Origin of the sequence: Streptomyces sp. NPDC014801, assembly GCF_043082085.1 — a bacterium.
Lineage (GTDB): Bacteria > Actinomycetota > Actinomycetes > Streptomycetales > Streptomycetaceae > Streptomyces.
On the sequence record NZ_JBIBXG010000008.1, the window covers coordinates 296,738 to 322,592 of the forward strand.

At 74.5% G+C, this 25,855-nt stretch carries 23 protein-coding genes and 1 pseudogene; 11 read left to right on the forward strand and 13 right to left on the reverse strand.

Going from position 1 to position 25,855, the window contains the following annotated elements:
- Nucleotides 1-40: 40 nt before the first annotated feature.
- The 3 genes from ACF1AL_RS21255 to ACF1AL_RS21265 all read left to right on the forward strand — a co-directional run bounded on the left by ACF1AL_RS21255 (nt 41) and on the right by ACF1AL_RS21265 (nt 2,819).
- A complete protein-coding gene (locus ACF1AL_RS21255) occupies nt 41-1,129 on the forward strand; it encodes an S-(hydroxymethyl)mycothiol dehydrogenase (RefSeq protein ID WP_391826878.1) in 1,089 nt (362 codons plus the stop codon).
- Nucleotides 1,126-1,758 carry an MBL fold metallo-hydrolase gene (locus tag ACF1AL_RS21260; RefSeq protein ID WP_384208193.1) on the forward strand — a complete coding sequence of 211 codons (633 nt, stop codon included), beginning with the start codon at nt 1,126-1,128 and terminating at the stop codon, nt 1,756-1,758. Before ACF1AL_RS21255 ends, ACF1AL_RS21260 begins: the two co-directional genes overlap by 4 nt.
- Before the next feature lie 146 nt (nt 1,759-1,904).
- The gene (locus tag ACF1AL_RS21265) at nt 1,905-2,819 is read left to right on the forward strand and encodes an SDR family oxidoreductase (RefSeq protein ID WP_391826880.1); all 915 of its coding nucleotides are present in this window, start codon (nt 1,905-1,907) and stop codon (nt 2,817-2,819) included.
- Nucleotides 2,820-2,836: 17 nt separating this feature from the next.
- Here ACF1AL_RS21265 and ACF1AL_RS21270 read toward each other — a convergent pair.
- A pseudogene (locus ACF1AL_RS21270) lies at nt 2,837-3,224 on the reverse strand (hypothetical protein).
- Nucleotides 3,225-3,274: 50 nt separating this feature from the next.
- On the opposite strand from ACF1AL_RS21270, the gene ACF1AL_RS21275 reads away from it, so the two are divergent.
- The 3 genes from ACF1AL_RS21275 to ACF1AL_RS21285 all read left to right on the forward strand — a co-directional run bounded on the left by ACF1AL_RS21275 (nt 3,275) and on the right by ACF1AL_RS21285 (nt 5,258).
- On the forward strand, nt 3,275-4,084 hold the full coding sequence (locus tag ACF1AL_RS21275; protein ID WP_391777572.1) for an SDR family NAD(P)-dependent oxidoreductase: 810 nt from the start codon (nt 3,275-3,277) through the stop codon (nt 4,082-4,084).
- A gap of 165 nt (nt 4,085-4,249) precedes the next feature.
- On the forward strand, nt 4,250-4,948 hold the full coding sequence (locus ACF1AL_RS21280) for a L,D-transpeptidase family protein (protein WP_391700311.1): 699 nt from the start codon (nt 4,250-4,252) through the stop codon (nt 4,946-4,948).
- A gap of 124 nt (nt 4,949-5,072) precedes the next feature.
- On the forward strand, nt 5,073-5,258 hold the full coding sequence (locus ACF1AL_RS21285; protein WP_103782029.1) for a hypothetical protein: 186 nt from the start codon (nt 5,073-5,075) through the stop codon (nt 5,256-5,258).
- A gap of 290 nt (nt 5,259-5,548) precedes the next feature.
- Here the strand turns inward: ACF1AL_RS21285 and ACF1AL_RS21290 are convergent, their stop codons facing one another.
- The 3 genes from ACF1AL_RS21290 to ACF1AL_RS21300 all read right to left on the reverse strand — a co-directional run bounded on the left by ACF1AL_RS21290 (nt 5,549) and on the right by ACF1AL_RS21300 (nt 8,880).
- On the reverse strand, nt 5,549-6,904 hold the full coding sequence (locus ACF1AL_RS21290) for a S1 family peptidase (protein ID WP_391826882.1): 1,356 nt from the start codon (nt 6,902-6,904) through the stop codon (nt 5,549-5,551).
- A gap of 99 nt (nt 6,905-7,003) precedes the next feature.
- On the reverse strand, nt 7,004-7,804 hold the full coding sequence (locus tag ACF1AL_RS21295; protein ID WP_391826884.1) for an SAM-dependent methyltransferase: 801 nt from the start codon (nt 7,802-7,804) through the stop codon (nt 7,004-7,006).
- A 47-nt stretch (nt 7,805-7,851) separates the two neighbouring features.
- Nucleotides 7,852-8,880 carry a hypothetical protein gene (locus ACF1AL_RS21300; RefSeq protein ID WP_391827000.1) on the reverse strand — a complete coding sequence of 343 codons (1,029 nt, stop codon included), beginning with the start codon at nt 8,878-8,880 and terminating at the stop codon, nt 7,852-7,854.
- 88 nt (nt 8,881-8,968) lie between these two features.
- Between ACF1AL_RS21300 and ACF1AL_RS21305 the strand changes: the two genes are divergently transcribed.
- Nucleotides 8,969-9,358 (forward strand): PPOX class F420-dependent oxidoreductase, encoded by a 390-nt coding sequence (locus ACF1AL_RS21305; RefSeq protein WP_366838609.1) that lies wholly within the window; start codon nt 8,969-8,971, stop codon nt 9,356-9,358.
- Between the two features lie 115 nt (nt 9,359-9,473).
- Here the strand turns inward: ACF1AL_RS21305 and ACF1AL_RS21310 are convergent, their stop codons facing one another.
- From ACF1AL_RS21310 to ACF1AL_RS21340, 7 genes are all read right to left on the reverse strand, one after another.
- Complete coding sequence (locus ACF1AL_RS21310) at nt 9,474-12,182, reverse strand: hypothetical protein (protein ID WP_391827002.1); 2,709 nt, start codon at nt 12,180-12,182, stop codon at nt 9,474-9,476.
- Between the two features lie 658 nt (nt 12,183-12,840).
- Nucleotides 12,841-13,272, reverse strand: coding sequence for a zinc ribbon domain-containing protein (locus ACF1AL_RS21315; protein WP_366838610.1), 432 nt, complete (start codon nt 13,270-13,272; stop codon nt 12,841-12,843).
- 161 nt (nt 13,273-13,433) lie between these two features.
- Nucleotides 13,434-14,243 carry a TetR family transcriptional regulator gene (locus ACF1AL_RS21320; protein ID WP_391826886.1) on the reverse strand — a complete coding sequence of 270 codons (810 nt, stop codon included), beginning with the start codon at nt 14,241-14,243 and terminating at the stop codon, nt 13,434-13,436.
- Between the two features lie 100 nt (nt 14,244-14,343).
- The gene (locus ACF1AL_RS21325; RefSeq protein WP_391826888.1) at nt 14,344-16,800 is read right to left on the reverse strand and encodes a SpoIIE family protein phosphatase; all 2,457 of its coding nucleotides are present in this window, start codon (nt 16,798-16,800) and stop codon (nt 14,344-14,346) included.
- Between the two features lie 47 nt (nt 16,801-16,847).
- Nucleotides 16,848-17,417 carry an antibiotic biosynthesis monooxygenase gene (locus ACF1AL_RS21330; RefSeq protein ID WP_391700329.1) on the reverse strand — a complete coding sequence of 190 codons (570 nt, stop codon included), beginning with the start codon at nt 17,415-17,417 and terminating at the stop codon, nt 16,848-16,850.
- Between the two features lie 87 nt (nt 17,418-17,504).
- Nucleotides 17,505-17,873, reverse strand: a complete 369-nt coding sequence (locus tag ACF1AL_RS21335) for a hypothetical protein (RefSeq protein WP_366838613.1) — start codon at nt 17,871-17,873, stop codon at nt 17,505-17,507.
- Nucleotides 17,874-18,263: 390 nt separating this feature from the next.
- The gene (locus ACF1AL_RS21340; RefSeq protein WP_366838614.1) at nt 18,264-19,181 is read right to left on the reverse strand and encodes a MurR/RpiR family transcriptional regulator; all 918 of its coding nucleotides are present in this window, start codon (nt 19,179-19,181) and stop codon (nt 18,264-18,266) included.
- A gap of 140 nt (nt 19,182-19,321) precedes the next feature.
- Between ACF1AL_RS21340 and ACF1AL_RS21345 the strand changes: the two genes are divergently transcribed.
- The gene (locus ACF1AL_RS21345; RefSeq protein ID WP_384208210.1) at nt 19,322-19,513 is read left to right on the forward strand and encodes a hypothetical protein; all 192 of its coding nucleotides are present in this window, start codon (nt 19,322-19,324) and stop codon (nt 19,511-19,513) included.
- A gap of 13 nt (nt 19,514-19,526) precedes the next feature.
- On the forward strand, nt 19,527-19,925 hold the full coding sequence (locus ACF1AL_RS21350; RefSeq protein ID WP_384208212.1) for a DUF3662 domain-containing protein: 399 nt from the start codon (nt 19,527-19,529) through the stop codon (nt 19,923-19,925).
- Nucleotides 19,926-20,075: 150 nt separating this feature from the next.
- On the opposite strand, the gene ACF1AL_RS21355 is transcribed toward ACF1AL_RS21350, so the two are convergent.
- A complete protein-coding gene (locus ACF1AL_RS21355; protein WP_391827004.1) occupies nt 20,076-21,677 on the reverse strand; it encodes an ArnT family glycosyltransferase in 1,602 nt (533 codons plus the stop codon).
- Nucleotides 21,678-21,772: 95 nt separating this feature from the next.
- Entirely contained in the window at nt 21,773-22,420 is a 648-nt protein-coding gene (locus ACF1AL_RS21360) for a nucleoside/nucleotide kinase family protein (RefSeq protein WP_386913641.1), read from the reverse strand.
- A gap of 96 nt (nt 22,421-22,516) precedes the next feature.
- Between ACF1AL_RS21360 and ACF1AL_RS21365 the strand changes: the two genes are divergently transcribed.
- Nucleotides 22,517-23,257 carry a beta-phosphoglucomutase family hydrolase gene (locus ACF1AL_RS21365; RefSeq protein WP_391826890.1) on the forward strand — a complete coding sequence of 247 codons (741 nt, stop codon included), beginning with the start codon at nt 22,517-22,519 and terminating at the stop codon, nt 23,255-23,257.
- Nucleotides 23,254-25,596, forward strand: a complete 2,343-nt coding sequence (locus ACF1AL_RS21370; RefSeq protein WP_391700334.1) for a glycoside hydrolase family 65 protein — start codon at nt 23,254-23,256, stop codon at nt 25,594-25,596. Before ACF1AL_RS21365 ends, ACF1AL_RS21370 begins: the two co-directional genes overlap by 4 nt.
- Nucleotides 25,597-25,855: the final 259 nt, after the last annotated feature.

Here is a 25,855-nt window from a genome sequence, read left to right on the forward strand (position 1 = left end):
AACCGGGACGGATGCCCCGCCGAGGGAAGGATGGAGCAGCATGGCGCAGGAAGTACGCGGTGTGATCGCGCCGGGCCGGGACGAACCCGTGCGCGTCGAGACGATCGTCGTGCCCGACCCGGGACCCGGTGAGGCCGTGGTCCGCGTCCAGGCGTGCGGCGTCTGCCACACCGACCTGCACTACAAGCAGGGCGGCATCAGCGACGACTTCCCCTTCCTGCTCGGCCACGAGGCGGCCGGTGTGGTCGAGTCCGTCGGCGACGGCGTCACCGAGGTCGCGCCCGGCGACTTCGTGATCCTCAACTGGCGCGCGGTGTGCGGCCGGTGCCGGGCCTGTCTGCGCGGCCGACCCTGGTACTGCTTCGCCACCCACAACGCCACGCAGAAGATGACCCTCGCCGCCACCGGCCGGGAACTGTCCCCGGCCCTCGGCATCGGCGCGTTCGCCGACAAGACGCTGGTCGCCGCCGGCCAGTGCACCAAGGTGGACCCGGCCGTCTCGCCCGCCGTCGCCGGGCTGCTCGGCTGCGGGGTGATGGCGGGCATCGGCGCGGCGATCAACACGGGCGGTGTCACCCGCGGCGACTCGGTCGCCGTCATCGGCTGCGGCGGCGTCGGCGGCGCGGCGATCGCCGGGGCGTACCTGGCGGGCGCGGGCCGGATCATCGCCGTGGACATCGACGACCGCAAGCTGGCCACCGCCCGCACCCTGGGCGCCACCCAGACCGTCAACTCCCGGGACACCGACCCGGTCGAGGCCGTCCGCGAACTCACCGGCGGCTTCGGCGCCGACGTCGTCATCGAGGCCGTCGGCCGCCCCGAGACCTACCGGCAGGCGTTCTACGCCCGCGACCTCGCCGGCACCGTCGTGCTCGTCGGGGTGCCCACGCCCGAGATGACGCTCGACCTGCCGCTGCTGGACGTCTTCGGCCGGGGCGGGTCGCTGAAGTCGAGCTGGTACGGCGACTGCCTGCCCTCCCGCGACTTCCCGATGCTCATCGACCTGCATCTGCAAGGGCGCCTGCCCCTGGACAAGTTCGTCACCGAGACCGTCCGACTGGACGAGGTGGAGCAGGCGTTCGCGCGGATGCACCACGGTGGCGTGCTGCGCTCGGTGGTGACGCTGTGACGGCCACCCGCATCGAACGCCTCGTCACCGCCGGGCAGTTCACCCTCGACGGCGGCAGCTGGGACGTCGAGAACAACGTGTGGATCGTCGGCGACGACCACGAGGTGATCGTCATCGACGCGGCGCACGACGCCGACGCCATCGCCCGCGCCGTCGGCGACCGCCGGCTCACCGCGATCGTGTGCACCCACGCCCACAACGACCACGTCGACGCCGCGCCGGAACTGGCCGACCGCACCGGGGCCGTGATCTGGCTGCATCCCGACGACCTGCCGCTGTGGAAGCTCGCCCACCCCGACCGCGACCCCGACGCGCACCTCGCCGACGGGCAGGTCATCGAGGCCGCCGGCACCGACCTGACCGTGCTGCACACGCCGGGGCACGCGCCCGGCGCGGTCTGTCTGCACGACCCCGGGCTCGGCGTCGTCTTCACCGGCGACACCCTCTTCCAGGGCGGCCCCGGCGCCACCGGACGTTCCTACTCCCACTTCCCGACGATCATCGCCTCCCTGCGCGACCGGCTGCTGACCCTGCCCCCGGAGACGAAGGTGCTCACCGGGCACGGCGAGGCCACCACCATCGGCGCCGAGGCGCCGCACCTGCAGGAGTGGATCGACCGCGGGCACTGACCGGTGCGCTACGCCCGGCCGGCGGCCGTGAGACAGAACGGCGGACGGCCGGGCGGGTGACCGGCCGTAAAACCCGACAGAAGATGTCCGGCTTCCACGGCACCCTCGGGGACGACACACCTCACACAGGGAACAGGAGGCCGGACATGTCACGTCCGCTGGACGGCAAGGTGGCGCTCGTCGCCGGGGCGACGCGCGGCGCGGGCCGCGGGATCGCGGTGGAACTCGGCGCGGCGGGTGCCACCGTCTACGTCACCGGCCGCAGCACCCGCGCCCGGCGCTCGGAGTACGACCGCCCCGAGACCATCGAGGACACCGCCGACCTGGTCACCGCGGCCGGCGGCACGGGCATCGCCGTCCCCGCCGACCATCTGGACCCCGCCCAGGTCCGCGCGGTGATCGACCGCATCGACGACGAGCGGGGCCGGCTCGACGTCCTCGTCAACGACATCTGGGGCGGCGAGACGCTCTTCGAGTGGGACACCCCCGTGTGGGAGCACGACCTGGACAACGGGCTGCGGCTGCTCCGGCTCGCCGTCGACACCCACGCGATCACCAGCCACCACGCCCTGCCGCTGCTGCTGCGCCGGCCCGGCGGCCTGGTCGTGGAGATGACCGACGGGACCGCCGAGTACAACGGCGTCACCTACCGCAACAGCTTCTTCTACGACCTCGCCAAGACCGCCGTGCTGCGCATGGGTTTCTCCCTCGGCCGGCAACTCGGGCCCCGCGGCGCCACGGCCCTCGCCCTCACCCCCGGCTGGATGCGCTCGGAGATCATGCTGGACGCCTTCGGGGTGCGCGAGGAGAACTGGCGGGACGCGCTGGAGCGCGTCCCGCACTTCGCGATCTCCGAGACCCCGCGCTTCGTCGGCCGCGCCGTCGCCGCCCTGGCCGCCGACCCGGACGTGGCTCGCTTCAACGGGCAGTCCCTCTCCAGCGGCGGCCTCGCCCGGGTGTACGGCTTCACCGACCTCGACGGCAGCCGCCCCGACGCCTGGCGCTACCTGGTCGAGGTCCAGGACGCCGGCAAGCCCGCGGACGTCACCGGCTACCGCTGACCACCGACAACCGTTGATCACCGGATACCGCTGACCTCCGGCTGTGGGCCGCCTTCGGCTGCGCCCCGGCCACCGGCTACCTTCCTGACCGCCGGGTTCCGCCGCCCGGGCCCATCGCGCGGATGCCCCGGCGGCAGGGCCAGGTCCTCGCGTACGGTCGCGTAGAACTCCTCGCGGCCGATGCGCTGTTGGTCCAGCAGCGCCTCCCCGGCCGGGTCCTGTGCCGGCACGGCCTCGGCCGGCAGCGGTTCGGCCTGAGCACACGGCCAGCCGCCGCTCCTCCCACCGCACCGCCCGCTCCCGCCGGAACCGCGCCCGGTAGCCCCGCACGACCGCTGGACAGGAACCGAAGGCGCCGGTCACCACGCCGAGCAGCGCCGGGAGTTGCTGGAGCAAGGCCGGCATGTCGGTGACGGAACCTGTCCGGAGGATCGGCGTGGCACTACCGTCGCTCCATGACGCAGCTGACACGCTTCGACGGACACGCCGCCCTGGTCACCGGCGCCGCGCGCGGCATCGGCGCCGCCACCGCCCGCCGGCTCGCCGAGGAGGGCGCCCGGGTCCTGGTCACCGACGCCGACCTGCCCGCCGCCCGGGAGACCGCGGCCGCCCTGCGCCAAGCCGGCCTGAGCGCCGGGGCGTTCGCCTGCGACGTCGCCGACCGGGCGTCGGTGGAGGCGGCGGTGGCGTACGCCGTGGAGACGTTCGGCGGCCTGGACGTCCTCGTCAACAACGCCTACGGCTGCGGTCCGGACGCCGCACGCTTCGAGGACGAACCCGACGAGGGGTGGCAGCGCGACCTCGACCTGACCCTGACGGGTGCCTTCCGCTGCTGCCGCGCCGCGCTGCCGCACCTGGCGGCCTCCGGACGCGGCGCCATCGTGAACATCGGCTCGGTCAACGCCGTCCAGGACTTCGGCAACCACGCCTACAGCGCCGCCAAGGCCGGACTCGCCTCGCTGACCCGCACCGTCGCCGGGCACGCGGCCGCGCGCGGGGTGCGCGTCACCCTGGTCGTCCCCGGCACGGTCCGCACCACCGCCTGGGAGGGCCGCGCGCGGGAACTCGACGCGGTGCGCCCGCTGTATCCGCTCGGCCGGGTCGGCGAGCCGGAGGACATCGCCGCCGCCGTCGCCTTCCTCGCATCCCGGGACGCGGCCTGGATCACCGGTACGTCGCTGTGTGTCGACGGCGGCCTCACCGCGGTCCACACGGGCTTCCGCGCGGCGCTCGACGGGCTCGACCAGGAGGCGGACCTCGGCTAGCCTGCACCGCCTCCCTCGCCTTCGGGCGGAGGGTGCCCGCCGGGCGGCTCGACGGTCCGGAAGTTCACCGATTCGTCACAGCCTGACCGGGCACTGCAACCAACACCCCCGCACACCGGTCTACCTGGCAGACATCGCAGAAGATACTCAAGGGAGAGACCGGACATGCGGGACATAGGCCGTCGGGGCGCCGTCGCCCTCGGTGTCGCCGGACTGGTGGCACCGCTCACACTCGCGCTCGGCGCCGCGCCGGCGCAAGCCGCGTCGAGCTGCACCACCAGCACCGGCCCCTACCAGAAGCAGGTCGAGAAGTTCCTCGGCCGCCCGGTGGACGGCAGGCAGTCGTCCGCGGACTGCAAGGCCATCAAGGCCTTCCAGACCCGGCACGGCATCACGCCGAACATCGGCTACGCCGGGTCCGTCACCTGGGGCGTGATGGACCTCATGAACAAGCAGAAGGCCGTGGGGAAGAACCCCAACAAATCCGGCAAGTGTCCCGTGAACAAGGGGCGCATCGCCTGTGTCGACCTGACCCTCCAGCTCAGCTGGATCCAGGACGGCAAGAAGCTGGTCTACGGTCCGGTCCCGGTGCGCACCGGCCGCGACGGCTACGAGACCCGCACCGGCCTGAAGAAGATCTACTGGCGGCACATCGACCACGTGTCGAGCGTGTACCACGTGGCCATGCCGTACAGCCAGTTCTTCGACGGCGGGCAGGCCTTCCACTCGGTCGGCGTGAGCATGTGGAACCCGCCCGGCTCGCACGGCTGTGTGAACATGACCACCACCGACGCCAAGAAGTACTGGTCGCTGCTGCGCAACGGCGACGACGTCTTCGTCTACGGCCGCAAGCCCGGCACCTGACGGCGGCCACCGGGGGCGGTGGGAGGCTCGCCGCCCCTTCGACCCGTTTGGACGTGATCATTGACACGTCCGGAATGCCGGGATTGTGCGAGCTTGCTCACAGCGCCTTCACCTTCGGCACCGTATGCTTCACAGCATGTCCACCACTGTTGAACCCGCCTCCGAGCGATCGGCCGCGGAGGTCAACGAGGAGATCCGGGCCCTGTGGCTCCGGTCGGGCGGGACACTGACCGGCGAGCAGCGCGAGGAGTACCAGCGCCTCGTCCTGGAGTGGGCCGCAGCGGCCCACCGGCCGGTGAACGCGGCCTGATCCCCGCCTGACCGTCCCCGCCGCGCATCCCGGCATCGTCTCTGGGCACCGCCTGACCGAGTGGGTGCCCTTCTCGTTACGACCTCGGCCGTCGTCCGCGGCCTCGTCGTCCCCCAAGCTCCGGGCTCCGCTCGAGCAGGGGCACCCCCGTCACCGGGTGATGTCCGCCACCTCCGCCCGCCCCGCCGGCCCGGCCTGGGGCGGGTTCACCGCGCGGCAGGCGGCGGGACTGCTCGGCGCGGCCGCGGCCACCGTGCCGCTGAGTCCCGGCTGACGCGGCTGCGCCCCGGTCAGCCCCACATCGTGGAGTAGTGGCGGCGGAACGCCCTGCGGTCCTGTTCGGCCCGCAGGTAGCGGGTCGCCACCAGCGCGATCAGACTGCCCGCGACCACCAGCAGACCGGGCCCCACGGCGCGGGTGTCCGTCAGCCGGGCCAGCAGCGTCGTCCCCTCCAGGCCACCGCCCACCGGCGCCGCCGACCCCGGCGAGGCCGCCCCGGGGGCCGGCGCCGACCCCCGGGGGGAGGGCCCGGCGCTCGGCGCGGCCTGCGTCGACACGATCAGCTTCACGTTCAGCGCGCGCAGCGCCTTCGTCACCGGCTGGAAGAACGTCGTACCGCCCGCGGTGCAGTCCCCGCTGCCGCCGGAGGTCACCCCGAGCGCGATGCCCTCGGAGAACAACGGGCCGCCGCTGTCGCCCGGTTCGGCGCACACATCGGTCTGGATCAGCCCGGTGACCGTGCCCTCCGGGTAGTTCACGGTCGCGTCCAGGCCCGTCACCCGCCCGTCGTGCAGCCCGCTGGTGCTGCCGCTGCGGAACACCCGCTGCCCCACCACCGCGTCCGCCGCGCCCGTGATCCGTACGCCCGTGCCGCCGCCGATCGCGACGACATCCGCCGCGTCCCCGGCCCGGCCGCCCGCGTACTGCACGAGGGAGAAGTCGGAGCCGGGGAAGTCGGACGCGACCGTCTGCCCGACCTGCCGGGTGGCCCGGTTGTCCGCGAACCACTGCGAGCCCGTCGGCCCGCAGTGCCCGGCCGTCAGGATGAAGTCGGCCCGGCCGTCGGTGACATTGAACCCCGCCGAGCAGCGTCCGCCCGCCGACAGGATCGGCTGCGCCCCGTTCAGCCGGGTCGTGAACGTCCCGCTCGTGCGCTCCATCCGCACGAACGCGCCGATGCCGTGCGCCACGCGGGTCAGCCGGGCCCAGTCGGCGGCCGACACCGTGCGGTCGCCGCGTACGACGACCTCGTTGGTGCGGTAGTCCACCGCCCACGCGGTGCCGGCCACCCGTGGCGCCGAACGCAGCGTGCGCGCCGCCGACTTCAGCTCGTCCAGGCTGTGCCCGACCGGCTTCGCCTCGGCGCCCGCCCGGCGCACCGCGGCGGCCGCGCCCTGGTCGGTGACGGCGACGACCGGCCGCCCGTCGGCGCCGACCCAACTGCCCGCCGTACGCGCCGTGCCCAGCCGCCGCACCAGGCTCGCCCCCAGGTCGCCGGCCGGCTGCACGAGCGTGCGCGGCGCGGCCGGCGCGTGGGGCGGCTCGCTCGCGACGGCCTGGGTGACCATGGCCCCGCCGAGGAGGAGTCCGCCGACGGCCGCCCATCGCGCCGTCCGCCTCACGATCCGTCGTCGTGCGTGCCTCATGATGCCTGGCTCCCGAACCCCGAACACGCGGCCCAGCGGCCGCGGGGCGCTCCGGTCGGTGCGCGCCCCCTGTCCATACGGCGCGGGGCCCGGCCGCGTTCAGCGCTTGCGGCCCACTCCGCCGAACATCGCCACCTCCTCCGGCTCGGGGCCGCCCGTGCCGTCGGGCCGCCAGCGCGAGCACGACACCACGCCCGGCTCCAGCAGCTCCAGGCCGTCGAAGAACCGGGTCACGTCCTGCGGGGTGCGCTGGGTGAGCTTGGGCGTGCCGTGCTCGTTCCAGAACTTCACCGCCTCGTCCACGTCGGGCATCTCCGGGTGGGTGACGGTGTGCGACAGCACCAGATGGCTGCCGGACGGCAGCGCCTCCAGCAGGCGCCGCACGAGCCCGTAGGGGTCCTCCTCGTCGCCGACGAAGATGACCACGCCGAGCAGCATCAGCCCGATCGGCCGGCTGAAGTCCAGGGTCTTCGCCGCGTGTTCGAGGATCGCGTCGACGTTGCGCAGGTCCTCGTCGAGATAGTCGGTGACGCCCTCGGGCGTGCTGGTGAGCAGGGCGCGGGCGTGCGCGAGCACCAGCGGGTCGTTGTCGACGTAGACGATCCGGGCGTCCGGGGCGTACCGCTGGGCCACCTGGTGGGTGTTGTCGGCCGTCGGAAGCCCGGTGCCGATGTCCAGGAACTGCCGCAGACCGGCCTCGGTCACCAGGTGCCGGACGGCCCGGCCGAGGAAGAGGCGGTCCTCGCGCGCGTACGCGCCGATGCCCGGGTGCAGTTGCCGGATCTGGTCGCCGGCCGCGCGGTCGACCTCGTAGTTGTCACCGCCTCCGAGCCAGTAGTTCCAGATGCGGGCCGTGTGCGGCTGAGAGGTGTCGATGCGGGCGCGCGTGCTGTCGGTCACGGCCGGCTCCTGGAGGGACGGGAACTGATACGGGGACAGAACGCAATCTAGACGGCGGAATTCAGCCGCGCGGCCACTCCGGGGATTTCGTCGCGCGGACCGATCCTCGCCCAGCTGTCCTCGTCGCCCCACACGGACTCCGCGGCCACGAACGGCCGCAGCAACCCGCTCAGCACCACGTCACCGTGCCCGTTCAGCTCGTCGGAGGCGATCTTGCGGGCCACGCCGGCGAGGAAGTCGGCGAGCTGCACACGCGCGTCCTGCCGGGCCGCGACCAGCCGCACTCCGGCCAGCGCGGCGCCCCGGCTGCGGGCGGCCGCCACGATCCAGGCGATCCGGTCCTCGGTGAGGAGGTTCTGCCGGTCGTGCACCAGCACCACCGGGCGGCCGCCCGCGCTCCAGGACACGGCCGTGCGCACGACCGCCGGCAGCAGCGGGTTGAGTACCGGCACCAGCGGCGGGCCGTCCAGCAGCCGCTCCCGGTACGCCTCGGCCCGCTGCCGGCTGCCCGCCAGCCGCTCCAGCACTTCCGGAGCACCGGCCGGGCCGCCCATGGCCCGCAGGGTGTCCACGGCGCGGAAGAACTCCGTCACCGGCGGGGGCGGTTGCCCGTCGCCGCGCACGCGCAGCAGCCGGTTGGCCGCGCCGAGGAACTCCCGCCACCGCTCCTCGCCGAACGCGCCCGGCCCCGCCCGGAACAGGGCCCGCGCCGCCCCGTCGTCCTCGCCCAGGAGCAGCGCCACCGCCCGCTCCACCACGACGAACGCCTTCTGCGTCAGCTGCACCCGCGCCTGCCCGGCCAGCGGGCCCGCGGGAGCGAGCAGCCACTCCAGCACCGCCCGGTGCTTCTCCCGCAGCAGATGGTTCGCCTTGTACTCCTCCGCGGGCGAGCGGATGCGGTCCCGGACCTCCCGTACGTACGCCTCGGCCGTCGCGGCCGGCAGCCGCACACCGGCGTGCGCGAAGACGTCGGTGTTCCCGCCGACGAGGTTCTCCCCGTCCGAGCCCGACTCGTCGCAGGCCACCTCCAGCGGTGCCTCGTCCGTCCGCCGTCCGTCCGCCCGGTTCCAGGTCACACCCACGCCCCCTGTCCCTTGCCGCATCTCCAGGATCGCGCATCGCCGCGCCCGGCCGCCCGGCAATAACGCGCCTACACTGCCCGGCATGGACGACGACACTCCTCTGGACCGGCTCGGCGCCGGCAGCTACCTGCTGCTGACCAGCTACCGCAGGAACGGCACGCCCGTCGCCACCCCGGTGTGGGTGGTGCGCGACGGCGACGCCCTGGGGGTGTGGACCACCGCCGACTCCTACAAGGTCAAGCGGATCAGGGCCCGCGCCGACGTCCTGGTCGGCCCGTGCGACGTGCGCGGCAACCCGACGGGGGAGCAGGTGCCGGGCACCGCCGAGATCACGGACGCGGCGACCGCCGGCCGCTACCGGCAGCTGATCGCCCGCAAGTACGGCGTCCTCGGCCGCCTCACCCTCCTCGGCAGCCGCATCCGGCGCGGCCTGGACGGCACGGTGGGGATCAGGGTCACGCTCACCGGATGATCCGCGCGGCGGGCGCCGCGCGCGCCGTGACGGCGCACCTCGCAAGGGCGCACGGCGTGACCGCAAGCCCTGGCCGGCCGCACCGCGCGCGGCCGGCCAGGGCGCTCCGTGTCGGCTACGACGCGTCCACGACGGTCCCGGTCAGCTCCGGACCGCCCGGCAGCGGCGCACCCGAGTCGTCCGTGGCCTGGAAGCGTACGGACTCGGCGGGTTCGGCCACCGTGTCCCGCACGGTGGGCACGGACACCTCCGTGCTCGTTGTGCCCGCCGGCACCGACGCCCACACGCCCAGATACGGCACCTGGGACAGCGGCCGCTCCGGGTCCGGCTCGGCACCGGTGGCGTCCCGCAGCCACGCCGGGTCGACGTCCTTGGTGGACAGCTCCGGCCCGTCCGTCACCGGCACCACCACGAAGGAGGCGCCGATCTCGGCGTCGGCGGGCTCCGACAGCGTCACCTTCCAGCGCAGCGCCTGGCCCTCGGTCACCCGGCCGGCGACCGGCGTCACGGACACCTTCGGCATCGGGTCGTCGTTGAGCGCGGTGACCCCGCCCCGGTGCGACCCGACGACCGTGCCGTGCACCGCCTTGACCAGCACGTCGTGCGTCACGTCGTACGAGAAGCGCCGGTTGCCCTCGACGCGGACCGAGACGGCGATGTCGTCCCGCCCCGGCCGTACCGTGACCAGGCGGTCCTTCGCTTCGCCGGTGACCGGGTCCACGACGTACACCCGCACCTGGCCACTGCCCTTCCCGGAGACCCGCACCGGCACCCGGTAGGTGCGCACGCCCGTGTCGCCCTCCTTGACCGACAGCCGGCCGAGGTCCACCCGGGTGAGCGGGGCCTCGGCCACCGCGGGCGTGCCGGGGCGCCAGGCCCAGGCGTCCATCAGCCACGCCCGGCCCGTGCGCGAACGCGGGATGAGCTCCAGGGAGTTCACCTGCCGCAGGTCGACTCCGGCACGGCTCGCGGCGGTCAGCGGGACGCGCAGCTCGCGCGCCCAGTACGAGGCGGTGCGGTCGCTGCCGGGCAGCCCGTCGACGGTGACGCGGCCGAGGACGGCCCGCCGTCCGCGGGTGTCGGCGACGGCGACGTCGAGCTGTGTGCCCTTGCTGTTCGGCGGTACGAAGAGGCGCAGGGCGAGCGACGGGGCGCCGGACAGGGACAGCGGCGCCGCGGGCCGTACCCGCACCGGGGTTCCCGGTGCCGACCAGCGTGCCTCCACCGCGCGGCGCCCGGTCTCCCGGCCGGTCTCCCACTGGGCGAAGTGCGGCGAGACACCGCGGGCGTCCTCGCCCAGGCAGGCGACCGCCGGCCGCGGGTCCACCGCCGAGCACAGCCGCCCGCCGGTCACCGTGACCCCGCCGTCCGGCAGGAACCCGGCACCGCGCGCGCCGCCCACCGCATGGGTCAGCACCCGCGCCGGGCCGGCGGACGGGGCACGCCGCCCGGTGCCGTCGAGCAGCTCGCGCACCCGGTCGTCACCGGCGACGAACAGCCGTGCCGCCGCCGCGATGTACGTCGACCCGGCCCGGTGCTGCTGGTCGGCGGTCAACCGGGTCGCGGTGCCCGGCGAGCACACCGGGTCCTTGGCGTCGGGATCGGCCCAGAAGTCGTCCTCGGCGGGCGCCTCGGCCTGGCCGGGCGTCCACTCGGAGTTGAAGAAGTTGTGGTTGGCGCCGACCACGTACACGGCGCTGTGCAGCGCGCGGCCCCGGCTGACGCCGCGGGTGCCGTCGACGTACACCTCGCCCTGCAGGTCGGACACGTCGCCGTCGCAGCCCGGCAGGAGGGTCGCCGAGGGCACGTCCGGCACCGGGTTCTGGCCGAAGACCGTCGGGCCGATCAGGACGGTGCCCCGCACGTGCCAGCGGACCGGGCCGCGGTAGCCGTCCTGGGCGGCGGGCGGTGGGTAGAGGCTGTCCATCGCGGCGCGGTTGACGCCCTCGCCGCCCCGGGAGTGCCCGACGAGCAGCACCTTGCCCAGGTCGGCCTTCGCCCCCGCGCGGACCGCCGCCGGGGCAGCGGAGGGGTGCGCGGCCCAGTCGGCCCAGCGGGCGAGGTGCAGGCGCACCAGCGAGGAGCGGGCCTGCGCGCCGCCGTCCTCGGCCGCCCAGTCCTGGCCGTTGATGCCGTTCGCGGAGATCGACACGGTCACATAGCCCTGGGACGCCAGCAGCCGCTGGTCGCGCAGATAGCCGCGGTGGCTCGGGATGGGCTTGGTGCCGGCCGGGCAGGGCCAGTCGCCGGTCGCCTCCTCGCCCTTGTAGCAGGTGGCGTGCCGGCCGTGCAGGAACAGCGCCAGCGGGCGCGGGCCGCGGGCGCCCGTGGGCGTCACCACCACGGCGCGCATCTCGACCGGCGCCTTGAAGCCGGGCAGGCGGACGGGCGGCAGGTCGTACTCGCCGGTCGCCGTGCGGTAGGCGCCCGGCTTGCCCGGGTCCACCGCGGCCGCCGGGAGCGGGGCGGGCGGCGGCACGGCGGCCAGGGCGTCGCGCCGCTCCCGCGCGTCGTTCGCGGCGGGTGCGTCCAGGCGGCGGCCGCCCGACCAGACCTGAAGGTCCGTCAGCCGCGTGCCGTGCGCCGCGTCCAGGTCCAGGCCGAAGGTGTGGCCGTCGCGGGCGGGAGCGGGCACACCGAGCAGCCGGCCCGCGGAGCGGAACTCCACGCGGGCGTCGCCCATGGGCACGCCGGTCGCCGAGCGCCACACCAGCCGGGGCCCGCCGTCGCCCCGGTCGATCCGCCAGCCGGGCGGGAGGGAGGTGTCGTGTGCCGTGGGTGAGGGTGCGGCGGCGTGTGCCGCCGACGGCGATGCCCCCGTCATCGCGAGCACCGCCGTGGCGGCGATGCCTATGCGCCGGGCCAGTGGCAGCCGGGCAGGTGACAATGGTCTCTCCTTACAACCCCGTGCGCGGGCACCCCGTCGGTCCCGGGGGCCCCTCGCGCCTCGGAGGACGGAGAGCGCCGTCGGTCGGTTGTCTGTGCGAGGGACGGGATCGCGTCAACTTCGCGCAGGGCAGGAGAGTTGGGCGTAGCCCGGACGGAAAACGCCACCTGGTGGCTCGCGGACCGGCCGGACGACGTCTTCGGCTACGGCCGGCTCGCCCTCTACGGCCCCGAGGTGTCCGGACGCCGGGCGGGACGACGGGTACCTGCGCGACTGGGCTGCCGGGTGATGTTCCACGGCAGCGCCGGGCGGCTGGAGCTGGAGGTGGAGGAGAGCCGCAGGCAGCCGCCCGGCGTTCCGGTCACCTCCGCACGGCCGGGCGGAGCATCCGACGGCCACCGAAGGCGACGGCGCGCGGCATCCGATGGCCGCCGAACGCGACGGTGCGCTCGCCCTGGTGGCGGGGCCGGCCGTCAACCGCAGCTTCGCGACCGGGCGTCCGGTCGCGGTCGGCGAGATCCTGGCGGAACCCGCCGGGGAGTGACGGTTCGTCAGGGGGCGGTCGAGCGGCCGCCCCCGGGGTGCGGACCGGGTGTCAGGTCCAGGCCCGGTACGGCTCGTCGACCAGCTGGAAGACCGGCTCGCCGCGCACCGGGTCCTTGGTGGTGGACAGCCGCACCCGGTCGCCGCTGTGGATGCCGATGGGCGGCCCCATCACGCGGCCCCGTACGACGAACCCCTCCGCCATCTCGATCAGCGAGACATTGCGCGCGGCGGGGGAGTTGCGGTGCACCACCGTGGAGTGGCGGACCGTGCCCAGGCCCTCGCTGCGCTCCGTGCGCAGATCGCTGCCGCGGCAGACGGGACACAGCAGGCGGTGGTACATGGCGGTGCCGCACCAGGTACAGCGCTGGAAGAGCAGGGCGTCCCGGCTCTCGGCGGTCGCGGGACCGCCGGCCGGGTGGTCGAGGACGCCCGCCGCGGAGCGGGCTGCCGGGGACACGGCGGTTCCTGAGTGGTGGTACACGCGGCTCAACTCCCTGCACTCGGCCGGACTCCTGCGGGCACGGGGCGACCCGCGCACGCGAGATGCTCGGTTCGCTCGGCGACCGTGCACGCGCTCAGCGTATGGCACTCAGTGCCATGCGTAAAGGTACTGCGTACCACTAAAAGGGAACGAAGGCCCGGCTACCCGCGTCCCAGGGCCGTCTCGACCTCCTGCACCACCCGCCACAGGGGGGCGTCCCGGCGGGAGACCACGACCACCACGTCGTCGGGGTGCCCGGCGGTGACGGGCCGGGAGGGGGCGGCGGGCCGGGGTTCCGCCTGCGTGGCGGCGCTCGCCGGTGCGGCGGTGCCCGCCCCGGCGCCGGCGCCGGCCGGGGTGCCGAAGGCCTGCTGGACCAAGCCGAGCGCGTGGTCCACCGCGGCGCTCGCGTCGCCCTTGCCGTCCGAGCGCAGCCACGAGCGCAGCGCGTTGTTGTGCGCCGCGACCACGGCGGCCGCGATCACGTCCGCCCGCAGGATGCCGTCCGTCCGGCCGGCGAAGCGGCCGCGCAGATAGTCGGCGAGGGCCCGCTCGTAGCGCCACACCACCGACAGTTCGTAGGCCCGCAGGCCGGGGACCTTCTTGGTGAGCCGGTAACGCTGCACGGAGAAGGCGGGGTTCTCGGCGTACATCAGCAGCACCTGCCGGGCCGCGTCGCACACCCGGCGCACCGGCTCGTCGGTGTCCGCGCTCGCCGCGAGGAACGCCGTCATGTCCGTCAGGCACCGCTCGTGGTCGGGGAAGACCACGTCCTCCTTCGAGGGGAAGTAGCGGAAGAACGAGCGCCGGCCCACCCCGGCCAGCGCGACGATGTCGTCGACGGTGGTCTGCTCGTAGCCGCGTTCGAGGAACAGCCGGAAGGCCGCCGCGACGAGCGCCTCCCGCATCGGTGGCCGGGCGGCGGCCCCCGCCGTGCCGTCCCGCCCGGAGGCCGCACTGCTGGTGGTCATGCACGGAACGTAACACCTGACGGATCATCTTGGCACTCAGTACCCTCCTGTCGGGGAACTGAGTGCCGTCCCGGTCGGGGGAGTGGCCGCGGACGGGGCGCTACGGCAGCTCGTCAGGCGCCGCGCCCTCCGCGTACGGCACCGCGTCGCCCTCCTGCGCCCTGTCGCCCTCGTCCGGCACCCGGATGTCGAGCACGCACACGTCGTCCCGCCGCTCGCCCTCCAGCAGCGCGGTGAGCAGGGGGGCCAGCGTGCCGGACGGCTCGGCGGCCGACGCCTCCATCGCGGCGGCCAGCCGGTCCAGGCCGAGGTCGATGCACTCGCCCGGCCGCTCGACCAGCCCGTCGGTGTACAGCACCAGCCGGTCGCCGGGGCGGAGCGTGCACTCGGCGTCCCGGTAGAACGGCGCGTCGCTCGCGCCGAGCAGCATGCCGGCCGGCCGCTCCAGCGGGCGGGCCCGCCCGTCCCGCAGCAGCAGGGGCGGCGGATGCCCGGCCTGCACCCACATCAGACGGTGGTCCTTGGCCCGGTACCGGGCGAGGACCAGGGTCGCGGTGCCGTGCGGACCGCGCGAGTGCAGCAGCAGCCGGTTGAGCCGGGCGAGCGCGCCGGTCAGCGACGACCCCGTGCTGATCATGCCCTTGGCGGTGAAGCGCAGCTGCGCCATGGTGGCGACGGCGTCGATGCCGTGACCCGCGACGTCGCCGACGACGAACAGCGCGTCGCCGTCGGGCAGTTCGATCGCGCTGAACCAGTCGCCGCCGACACTGAGCCCCGACTGCGCGGGCAGGTAGGCCACCTCGACGCGCAGCCCGGCGAGATCGAGCGGAGCGCGCGGCAGGGGCAGCAGGGCGTGCTGGAGCCGGGTGGCGAGGGCCCGTTCGGCCTGGAGCACGCTGTGCTGCGTCAGCATCGCCCGCTCGCTCTCTATCAGGGCGAGCTCGGCGTTGCGCCGGGCGGTGAGGTCCTGCACGAAGCCGTGCACCTCGACCGGGGTGCCGCTGCTGTCGGCCACGGCCTCGGCGACCACCCGGAGATGGCGGATGCCGTCGGCGGTGCGCACCCGGAAGGGGAGGTCGAAGCGGCGTCCCTCCCGCAGCAGCTGCCCGATGGCGGCGGCCAGCGCGGGCATGTCCTCCGGGACGGCCAGCGAGGGCAGTTCGGCCAGCCGCACCGGCCCGCGCACCGGGTCGCGGCCGAGTACGGCGAAGGCCTGCGCGGACCAGGTCGCCTCGTGTGTGACCAGGTTCCAGTTCGCCCAGCCCAGGTTGCCCAGGCGCTGCACGTCGGCCAGCCGCTGTTCCTGCCGGTCGGACGGGTCGTGCCGGACCCACGTCACCACCAGGCCCGCGCCCAGCCGGGCCACTCGCGGTGAGGAGGTGACCAGTTCGGCGACGTCGCCGGAGACCACGCGGTGCGCGAGCGGTTCGCCTTCGTACGGCTCACCGGTCGCCAGCACCCGCAGGCAGCCCTGCCACAGCGGCTCGCCGGCCACGCTCGGCCGGTACTCCTGCAGCCGCAGTCCGACCAGTTCACGGCCGGTGCGGCCGACGGCGTCGACGGCCTGCGGGGTCGCGGCGTCGATGCGGAAGTCCTCGACGTCACCCGACGGCGACCGCAGTGGCGTCAGCAGCAGCGAGGCGCCCGGCAGGGTCTCGAAGACGCCCTGGACGACGTCGGCGGCCGCGTCGGCGGAGGGTCCGCGCGGGGCGTCCAGCGAGCGCAGCCGTCCCGAGCACAGGCGGGCCACCGCGCGCAGAAGCTCGCGGTCACGTTCGGGGAAGGGGCCCGGGCGGGCGCACAGCACGCCGAGGACGACGTCGGCCCGGCCGCCGACGGCCACCGGCAGCCAGGCGCGGGACGGCCACCGCTCCGGCGGCTCACCGATCAGCAGGAGGCTGCGGCGGGCCGCCTCGATGTCCTCCAGCCAGGTCTCCCGCTGGGTCTGCAGGGCGTCCCGGGCGGGCACCCCGCTCAGCGGGGGGACGTGGTGCCACTGGGTGGCCGTCTGTTCGTCGACGCCCGCGTGCCCGATCAGCGTCAGACCACCGGCCGGCAGCTGCTGGTACAGCATGATCGCGGCGGCGTCGACGCGGCGGCCCAGATGCCGGAGCAGCACGGCGGCCAAGCCCTGGGCGCTGTGCACGCGCAGCAGGGCGCGGCCGAGGCGGCCCAGCAGCGTCACGTCGTCGGCGTCGTCCACCGGCTCGGCGTCGGGCGCGGCGACGGCCGTCCGGGCGCCCGGGGGCTCAGGATGCGGCGGACGGTGCACGGGCAGGGAGAGGTTGCCCAGGGTGACCCAGCACTCCTCCAGCAGGGTGCGGTCGGCGAGCTTCGCCCGGTGCAGCAGTTCCTCGTACGCCGCGTCCGGGGTGCAGCCGATCAGCGCCATGACGGCACCCTTGGCCCGTTCCAGCACCTCCGAGGTGGCCGCCAGGTCGTGCAGGCGGTCCATTTCGGCACGCTGACGGGCCACGACGCGGCTGAGCGCCGCCACGTCGGGCGCGATCCCGGATTCCTCCGGTACGGCCGGTTCGCTCGTCACGTTCACGAGCATCGCACAAGAGGGCCGGGTCGCTCGCTCTCTCGGCCCGGCGGATCTCCTCACCGGCCGGGGGGCCGGTACAGCCACAGCCGCATCACCCTGCTGAGCAGGGGCATCACCAGATACGTCAGGACCGGCAGCAGCACCACGGGGAAGACGGCGGCCCGCAGCGGCAGCGGCCAGGACGCGGCGCGCGGCGTGACCAGCCACTGGATGAGCAGCGTGAACGGGTAGGCGCCGAGGAACGTCGTGAGCACCATCTTCCAGCGGGGCGGGGACTGCACGCTGGTGCCCGGCAGGCTGAACCAGGTCTCCATGCCGGTGGTGGACTGGCGCTCGCTGCTGACCTCGGTGGCGACGCCCTCGATCCGCTCGTGCCAGTCGGCGCGCTCCTCGGAGCGCAGCCAGGCGCCGAGCCGGTCGGTGTCGCTGAAGCGCAGCACGGCGTGGAAGCGGTGGCCGCCGTCCTCGGGCCGCAGCCAGGAGACGCCTTCATTGCCCGGGAACTGCCGGGCGCAGCGGGAGATGCCGCGCGTCCAGTCCTCGAACTCGTCCTCGTGCCCGGGGCGCACCCGCCAGGTGAGCACGGTGGTGACGGGTTCGGCACGTCGTTCGTGGGTGGTCCTCATCCCCTCCCGTGTCCCACGCCTGCGGCCGCCCATGCCCGTGCGGTGCCGGCGGACGGGACGACATGGGCGGCGCGGCCGGGCGGCGGATCAGCGCGCGTGGTCCGTCAGGGCCTGGCTGACCGCGCGGACACTGCGGGCGATGTGCTGCAGCTGCAGGACCTCGGCCGCGTACATCTTGATCGTGTGCTCGATGACCGACTCGGGCAGGCCGAGCCGCGGCAGGTCGGCGCGGGCCGTCTGCAGGGCGGTACGGGCGACCCGGATCTCGTGCTGCACCTGGATGCCCGCGTGCCGGGCCAGCAGCACGGGGTGGCGCAGCAGCACCGGGTAGCCGGCGTAACGGGCCGGCACCAGCTCCCGCAGCCACCGCACGGCCGAGCGCTCCCAGTCGTAGGAGCCGGGGGTCTTCACCTGGCACGGCCAGTCCGGGCCGATGCGCGTCGTCGTCAGGGCCATGGTCGTCGCTTCCGGCGTCGGGTGCGGAGATTCGAGAGGGGGGGCGGCCCCGGCCTAGGGGATGACCGGGGCCACCACGGGCGTGCTCGCACAGGTGAGACGCCCGGCCGGACGGGCCCGGGCGCCGACGTGGGTAGGGGACGGCGGCTTGAGGGGCCCGTGCGGCCGTGAGCAGTATTTATATATGCCGTCCGCTTTGCAAGACGTATGAAAACATTCATGCGCGCTTTACGACGGGTACTCCCGGTGTGCACCGGTATGGGGAAGGGTGCCGCCACCCTCGGGGGCGTGGCGGGCCTCTAGCCACGGCCCCGGACGGTGCCAGGCCCCCAGCCGCGGCCCCGGACGGTGCCAGGCCCACAGCCCCGACCGCTCGGACGGTGCCGGAGCTCAGTCCCGCAGGAAGAACTGGTGCTCCTCGGCGACCTGCTCGTACTCCTCCAGCCGGGCCTGCGTCCGCTCCGGGCCGGCGTCCGTCATGGCCTGGAGCAGCGCGGCCGCCATCACCCCGGGCGCCGCGTAGGAGTCGAACACCAGCCGGGAGCCGGTCCCGGTCGCGAAGGTGACGTCGGCCTCGGCCACCACCGGTCCGAGCGCCAGGTCGGTGATCAGCGCGACCTTGAGCCCGGCGCGCCGGGCGACCCGCACCGCCGTCAGCGTCTCCTGCGCGTGCCGCGGCATGGAGAACGCCAGCACCCAGGTGCCGCCCGCCTCGCGCGACTGCAGCAGCGCGTCGTACGCCACGCTCCCGCCCAGCGTCACCAGCCGCACGTCGGGGTGGATCCGGCGGGCCGCGTAGGCGAAGTACTCGGCGAGCGAGGCGGAGATGCGCAGCCCCAGCACCGTCAGCGGGGCCGACTGCGACAGCTTGCGGCCCACCTCGATCACCCGGTCCGGGTCGGCGAAGTCGCGGCGCAGATTCTCCAGGTTCTCGATCTCCGCGTCCACCGCGGCCTGCAGCTCGTTGCTGCGGTTCACCTCGGCCGGGCCGCCGGCCAGCGTGCCGAGCGCGATCGCCTGCAACCGCTCCCGTAGCGCGGGGTAACCGCTGAAGCCGACCGCGGCCGCGAACCGGGTCACCGAGGGCTGACTGACCCCGACCCGCTCGGCGAGGTCGGTGATCGACAAGAAGGCCGCCTCGGTGATGTGCTCGATCAGGTACTGCGCGATGCGCCGCTGCCCCGGCGACAGCCGTGGTTGATCGAAGAGCGCCCTGAGCTGGGACGTCGGAGACGCCTCGGCCTCCGGTGCGGTCTTGCCCGAGGTGATCGCTGACGCCTGTGCGCGTGCCTGCTGCGGCGATGGCACCGGTGCGCCTCCTTTGTCTCCCACAGAGCTTCAACATAGCTCACTCACCGTGGCGAACAGGGCGGATGGATACCCCGGCGCCCATCGGGAACCCGGCGCGGGACACGATCCCCGACGAGCACGTCAGGAGCCACACAGCGATGACCGTCCCCGAGGAGAACCGGCGCAAGACCGGCACCACCGACGACACCCTGAACGCACCGGGCGCCACCCGCGAGGCCAGGGGGCCGAAGGAGCCGGCCGAGACGAGGGAACAGGGCGCGACCGGGCGGACCCTGCGCGAGGCGCTGGAAGAGGCCCACGTTCGGCCGGACGACTTCGAGGAGAAGTGAGGGGAGCGCACCCATGGGAGCCCTCAGCGGGCTGGAACGGGCCCTGGAACAGCGCTGGGAGGCGCTGTGGGAACGCGTCACCGGCCGCGAACCGGTCGAACTGCTCGCGGCGCTGCGCCGGGAGTGCGACGAGCACGCGGTCGTGTGCAGCGAGAACCTGGTCGTGGTGCCCAACGCCTACGACGTCGAGCTCGAGGCGTCCGTCCACGACGAGCTCACCCGCCGCGGCACGCGCGTCGGCCAGACCCTCACCGACACCCTGGCCCGGCACGCGGAACGCCACGGCTACGCCTGGGCCGGCCCCCTCACCGTCCACATCACCCGCTCCTCGGACGTGCCCAACGGCCGCTACCGCATCGCGAGCACGGTGATGCACCACGTCAGCGCGAACGCCTTCGAGGCAGCGCACTAGGGCGCACTGCGCAGGGTCCGGCGTCCGGGGCCGGAAGCACGCCGGGACGCCGGGAGCACGCCGGGGCGGGGCCGGGGAAGGCCGGGGAGGGCCGCCCCGCCCGGCCCGCGCCAGGCCATCTGAAAACGACGTCCCCCCGGCCGCGCGGCGCTAACGGCGGAACAGGGTGATCGAGTGGCCCACCTCGTCGATCGGGCGGCTGCCGGCGACGAGGGCGGCCAGCCGGCCGCGGGCCTTGGCGAGGGCGGAGTCGGAGACCACCAGCAGGCCGTGCACCTGCCCGGCGGGCACCCGGCGCGGATCCTCCGCGTGGATGCCGTACGCGGACGGCACGCCGCTGCCCTTGTACACCAGCCACACCCGCTCGCCCGGATACCGCTCGCGCAACCGGTCCGCGAGCCGCCCGAGGTCCTGCCCCCAGTCCACGTTGGAGTCGTGCAGCCGCAGATGGGTCGCGGCAGGCCCGCCGAACGCCTCGTTGGAGTACGGCAGGTAGTACGGGAACGTCCGCAGCGAGCCGACCGCCACCCACAGCACCAGCACCGCGGTCACCGCCGGCGCCCAGCGCCGCCCCAGCGTGAGCGCGCAGCCCGCCGCCACCGCCAGGAACACCGGCACGAACAGCGCGTACCGGGTGCCGAGGTCCCGCGACCCCGTCATGGCCGCGGCGAGCAGCACGCCCGTGGGCACCAGCAGATACGGCGCCGCGGGCCGCAGCCGGCGCCGCGAGATCAGCGCGAGGGCGCCCGCCGCCCACAGGGCGAGCGCGCCGAGCGGGGTCTTCACCAGCAGGGCGGCCGGCAGGTAGTACCAGAGCGACCCCGTGTACAGCCGCCCGAACAGGAACCCCTGCCAGGGCTGGTTCTCGAACGCGAACTGCATCCGCAGCCCGTCCCGGTAGGCCTGCGGGAACGGCAGCAGCCGGATCACCAGCCCGCGCAGCCCGTGCACCACCGGCACGTGCTCCTGCGGCGCCCACCGCAGCCGCGGGTCCACCACCAGGTACGCCGCCCACACGACGGCCACCGCGGCCACGGCCACGACGCCCGCCCCGGCCGCGGCCCGCAGCAACCGCTCGCGCCGCGGCACCGCCCCGCACGCGTGCCACGCCGACACCGCCGCCAGGGCGGCCAGCACCGGCGCGGCGGGCAGGGTGGCGGCCTTCGTGGCCAGCGCCGCGCCCAGGGCGGCCCCCGCGAGCGGAAGGCAGCGCCGGGACCGCAGCCGGGCCCGCCACAGCAGCCACACCGAGGTCAGCAGGAACCCGGCCGCCGGTGCGTCCAGCGTGGCCAGCGAGCCGTGCGCGATCACATCGGGCGAGAAGGCGTACAGCGCGAGCGCCACGAGTCCGGCCGCGCGTCCGGCGAGGTCCCGGGCGAAGGCGAACACGACCAGCCCGAACGGCAGCGTCAGGACGATCACCGGCAGGCGCGCCCAGAGCATCACCCGCCAGGGGTCGTTCCCGGACGCGTACAGCAGGTGCTGCCCGATGCGCTGCTGGGTGCCCTGGTAGGCGCGGTCGAAGCGCGGGCCGTCGGCGGCGAGGCCGGTGGCGATGACGAGCTTGCCGAGCGGCGGGTGCTCGGGGTTGACCCGCAGACTGTGCTCGTGCAGGTACACGGCCGCGGCGCCCACGTAGACCGGCTCGTCGACGGTGGGCGTCTGCTGGACGGCGGTGGTCACCATCGCCCCGGCCATCTGCCCCAGCAGCAGGACCACGAGCAGCGCCACCACCCACCGCCGCCGGGACATGATCAGGTGCCGTTCCGCCACGCCCAGGGGTACGGCCCGCGGCCCGCCGCAGTTCAGCGCGGCTAGGACGAAGTCCGCGCCGGCCGCCGCCGGGCTCAGAGCCCCGGCAGCGTCATCGGCACCACGAGGTCGGCCCGCTCCCGCGTCGTCGCCACCAGTTCGGCGTTGCGCTGGTCGGAGCGGTGGACCCAGGCCACGGCCTCGTCGTGGGCCTTGCCGAACTCCTCGTGCCGGGCGATCAGACGGCGCAGCCGCTCCTCCTCGGGCAGCTCGCAGAACCACACCTCGTCCAGCGCCGCGCGCACCCGCGCCCACGCGCCGGTCTCCAGCAGCAGGTAATTGCCCTCGGTGACGACCAGGCGGGCCGCCGGCGGGACCGGTATGGCGCCGGCCAGGGGCTGCTCCAGGACGCGCTCGAAGCCCGGCGCGTAGACGACGTCCCCGGTCTCCTCCCGCAGCCGGCGCAGCAGCGCCGCGTACCCGGCCGCGTCGAAGGTGTCGGGCGCCCCCTTGCGGTCCCGGCGGCCCAGCCGGTCCAGCTCCGCGTCGGCGAGGTGGAAGCCGTCCATGGGCACCTGCACCGCCCACGGCTCCCCGGTGTCGTTCAGCGCCCGCGTCAGCCGCTCGGCCAGCGTCGTCTTGCCCGCGCCGGGACTGCCCGCGATCCCGAGCACCGCACGGCTGCCGGGGCCCCGCACGAGGGCGCGGGCACGGCTGAGGAGGTCGTCGAAGGTCAGCGGCACGGGGGAGAGTCTGCCATCCGGCGGATCTGACGTAACACGGTGCCTTGTGGCGTGTGCCACCCCGTAGGAGCCGCCCGGTGGGGAACGGTGAGAGGTATGACGACGGATCTCGGTCTGCCCGCAGACATCCAGGCCTGCCTCTTCGATCTCGACGGGGTCGTCACCAAGACGGCCGTGGTGCACGCGGCCGCCTGGAAGCAGATGTTCGACGCCTTCCTGCGGCAGCACGAGGGCCCGGACGCGCAGCCCTTCAGCGACGACGACTACGACCAGTACGTCGACGGGCGGCCCCGCGCCGACGGAGTGCGCACCTTCCTCGCCTCCCGCGGCATCCACCTGCCCGAGGGCACCCCCGACGATCCGCCGGACGCGCAGACCGTGCACGGGCTCGGCAACCGCAAGAACGAGCTGCTGCTGGAGCGCATCCGCACCGACGGCGTCGAGGCCTACGACGGCACCCTGCGCTACATCGAGGCCGTCCGCGCCCGGGGGCTGCGCACCGCGATCGTGTCGTCCAGCGCGAACACCCGGGACGTGCTGCACTCCATCGGCGCCGAGAAACTGTTCGACGTCCGCATCGACGGGGTCGTCGCCGCCGAGCGCGGGCTGCCCGGCAAGCCGCACCCCGACACCTTCCTCGCCGCTGCCGCCGACCTCGGCGTCGAGCCGGGCCGCGCCGCCGTCTTCGAGGACGCGCTCGCCGGCATGGACGCCGGCCGGGCGGGCAGGTTCGGATACGTCGTCGGTGTCGACCGCGTCGGGCAGAGCGACGCGCTGCGCGCCCACGGCGCGGACCGGGTCGTCAAGGACCTCGCGGAGCTGGGAGGACGGGCGTGATCACCGAGCGGTCGTACACCGTCGAGCCGTGGGCCGTGCGCGAGACGTCCCTCGACCTCGACCTGCTCGCCCAGAGCGAGTCCGTCTTCGCCCTGTCCAACGGCCACGTCGGCTGGCGCGGCAACCTCGACGAGGGCGAGCCGCACGGCCTGCCCGGCGCCTACCTCAACGGCGTGTACGAGCTGCACCCGCTGCCGTACGCCGAGGCCGGCTACGGCTACCCCGAGTCCGGTCAGACCGTCATCAACGTCACCAACGGCAAGGTGCTGCGCCTCCTCGTCGACGACGAGCCGTTCGACCTGCGCTACGGCCGGCTCGTCGCGCACGAGCGCACGCTCGACCTGCGGCGCGGCGTGCTGGAACGGGTCTGCGAGTGGACCTCCCCGGCCGGCACCACGGTCCGGGTGCGCTCCACGCGGCTGGTCTCCCTCACCCAGCGGGCGATCGCCGCCGTCGCCTACGAGGTCGAGCCGGTCGGCGGCCGGGCCCGCGTGGTGATCCAGTCGGAGCTGGTCGCCAACGAGAGCCTGCCCGAGCCCGACGGCGACCCGCGCGCCGCCCGCGCGCTGAAGTCGCCGCTGGAGCCCGAGGAGGACATGGCCTCGGGCCCCCGGCTGCGCCTGGTGCACCGCACCCGGCGCAGCGGCCTGCGCGTCGCGGTGGCCGCCGACCACCGCGTCGAGGGACCCGAGCGGACCACCACCAGCACCGAGTCCAACGTCGACGTGGCCCGCTTCACCGTCACCTCCGTGCTGGAGCCCGGACAGCGGCTGCGGGTGGAGAAGCTCGTCGCGCACGGCTGGTCCGGCGCCCGGTCGCGTCCCGCGATGAGCGACCAGGTCGAGGCCGCGCTCGCCGCCGCCGACCACAGCGGCTGGCAGGGCCTGCTCGACGAGCAGCGCGCCTACCTCGACGACTTCTGGGCCGTCGCGGACGTCGAGGTCGACGGCGACGAGGAGATCCAGCAGGCCGTCCGCTTCGCGCTCTTCCACGTCCTGCAGGCCGGCGCCCGCGCCGAGCAGCGCGCCATTCCCGCCAAGGGCCTGACCGGGTCGGGCTACGACGGGCACGCCTTCTGGGACACCGAGACCTTCGTGCTGCCGCTGCTCACCTACACCGCGCCCGGCGCCGTCGCCGAGGCGCTGCGCTGGCGGCAGAACACCCTCGACGCCGCCCGCGAGCGCGCCGCCCAACTCGGGCTGCGGGGCGCCGCGTTCCCCTGGCGGACCATCGAGGGCCAGGAAGGCTCCGCGTACTGGCCCGCCGGCACGGCCGCTTTCCATGTCAACGCCGACATCGCGGACGCGGTGGTGCGCTATGTCGCCGCCACGGGCGATGTCGCCTTCGAGCGGGAGACCGGCCTCGAGCTGCTCGTGGAGACCGCCCGGCTGTGGCGCTCCCTCGGCCACCACGACCACGCCGGCGCCTTCCACATCGACGGCGTCACCGGGCCCGACGAGTACAGCGCCGTCTGCGACGACAACACCTACACCAACCTGATGGCCCGGCAGAACCTGCTGGCCGCCGCCGACACCGCCGAACGCCACCGGGAGCAGGCCGCCCGCCTCGGCGTGGACGACGAGGAGACCGCCGCCTGGCGGGACGCCGCCGCGGCGATGAACATCCCCTACAACCACGAGCTGGGCGTGCACGAGCAGCACGCGGGCTTCACCCGCTACCAGCGCTGGGACTTCGCGGGCACCCGCGCCGACGAGTACCCGCTGATGCTGCACTTCCCCTACTTCGACCTGTACCGCAAGCAGGTGATCAAGCAGGCGGACCTGGTGCTGGCCATGTACACCTGCGACAGCTTCTTCGACGAGGAGCACATCGCCCGCAACTTCGCCTACTACGAGCCGCTGACCGTGCGCGACTCGTCCCTGTCGGCGTGCGTCCAGGCCGTCGTCGCCGCCCGCGCGGGCCATCTGGGCCTGGCGTACGCCTACACGGCCGAGGCCGCGCTGATGGATCTGGCCGACCTGGAGCACAACACCCGCGACGGACTGCACATTGCCTCCCTCGCGGGCACCTGGACGGCCCTGGTCGCGGGCTTCGGAGGGATGCGCCGCGAGGGGGAGAGCCTGCGCTTCGCGCCCCGCCTGCCGGAGCGGTTCAGCCGGCTCGCCTTCCACCTGCGGCTGCGGGGCAGCTCCCTGCGCGTGGAGATCGGCCCCGACAAGGCCGTCTACACGCTGCTGTCCGGACCGCCGCTGACGATCCGTCACCACGGCGAGCAGGTGACCGTGTCCACCGACACCCCCGCCGTGCGCCCCGTCCCGGCGGCCCCGCAGCGCCCGGAACCGGAGCAGCCGTTGCACCGCGCCCCGCACGCACGCTAGGCGTCACCGTCGCCGTACTCCGGACGGGCTTCGGCCGGACGTGTCGCCGTACTCCGGACGGGCTTCGGCCGGACGTGCGCCGGACGGCCCTTCCCGCAGCCGCCACCGCGCGCGCCGCGCCGGGCCCCACGGGTGCCGGGCGCGGCGCGAGGCCCACCGCCCACCCGACCGCGCCCGGCGGCACACCGGCCTGCTGCGCGCGCGGCTGGGAGCGGTACCACGCCGACGGCCTGCACATCCACCCCGAGCCGCCGCCTGC

Coding starts and splice junctions, on each gene's coding strand:
- ACF1AL_RS21255 (WP_391826878.1), top strand. CDS start 41: ATGGCGCAGGAAGTACGCGGTGTGATCGCGCCGGGCCGGGACGAACCC.
- ACF1AL_RS21265 (WP_391826880.1), top strand. CDS start 1,905: ATGTCACGTCCGCTGGACGGCAAGGTGGCGCTCGTCGCCGGGGCGACG.
- ACF1AL_RS21275 (WP_391777572.1), top strand. CDS start 3,275: ATGACGCAGCTGACACGCTTCGACGGACACGCCGCCCTGGTCACCGGC.
- ACF1AL_RS21280 (WP_391700311.1), top strand. CDS start 4,250: ATGCGGGACATAGGCCGTCGGGGCGCCGTCGCCCTCGGTGTCGCCGGA.
- ACF1AL_RS21285 (WP_103782029.1), top strand. CDS start 5,073: ATGCTTCACAGCATGTCCACCACTGTTGAACCCGCCTCCGAGCGATCG.
- ACF1AL_RS21290 (WP_391826882.1), bottom strand. CDS start 6,904: ATGAGGCACGCACGACGACGGATCGTGAGGCGGACGGCGCGATGGGCG.
- ACF1AL_RS21305 (WP_366838609.1), top strand. CDS start 8,969: ATGGACGACGACACTCCTCTGGACCGGCTCGGCGCCGGCAGCTACCTG.
- ACF1AL_RS21310 (WP_391827002.1), bottom strand. CDS start 12,182: ATGACGGGGGCATCGCCGTCGGCGGCACACGCCGCCGCACCCTCACCC.
- ACF1AL_RS21320 (WP_391826886.1), bottom strand. CDS start 14,243: ATGACCACCAGCAGTGCGGCCTCCGGGCGGGACGGCACGGCGGGGGCC.
- ACF1AL_RS21325 (WP_391826888.1), bottom strand. CDS start 16,800: ATGCTCGTGAACGTGACGAGCGAACCGGCCGTACCGGAGGAATCCGGG.
- ACF1AL_RS21330 (WP_391700329.1), bottom strand. CDS start 17,417: ATGAGGACCACCCACGAACGACGTGCCGAACCCGTCACCACCGTGCTC.
- ACF1AL_RS21335 (WP_366838613.1), bottom strand. CDS start 17,873: ATGGCCCTGACGACGACGCGCATCGGCCCGGACTGGCCGTGCCAGGTG.
- ACF1AL_RS21345 (WP_384208210.1), top strand. CDS start 19,322: ATGACCGTCCCCGAGGAGAACCGGCGCAAGACCGGCACCACCGACGAC.
- ACF1AL_RS21350 (WP_384208212.1), top strand. CDS start 19,527: ATGGGAGCCCTCAGCGGGCTGGAACGGGCCCTGGAACAGCGCTGGGAG.
- ACF1AL_RS21355 (WP_391827004.1), bottom strand. CDS start 21,677: ATGTCCCGGCGGCGGTGGGTGGTGGCGCTGCTCGTGGTCCTGCTGCTG.
- ACF1AL_RS21365 (WP_391826890.1), top strand. CDS start 22,517: ATGACGACGGATCTCGGTCTGCCCGCAGACATCCAGGCCTGCCTCTTC.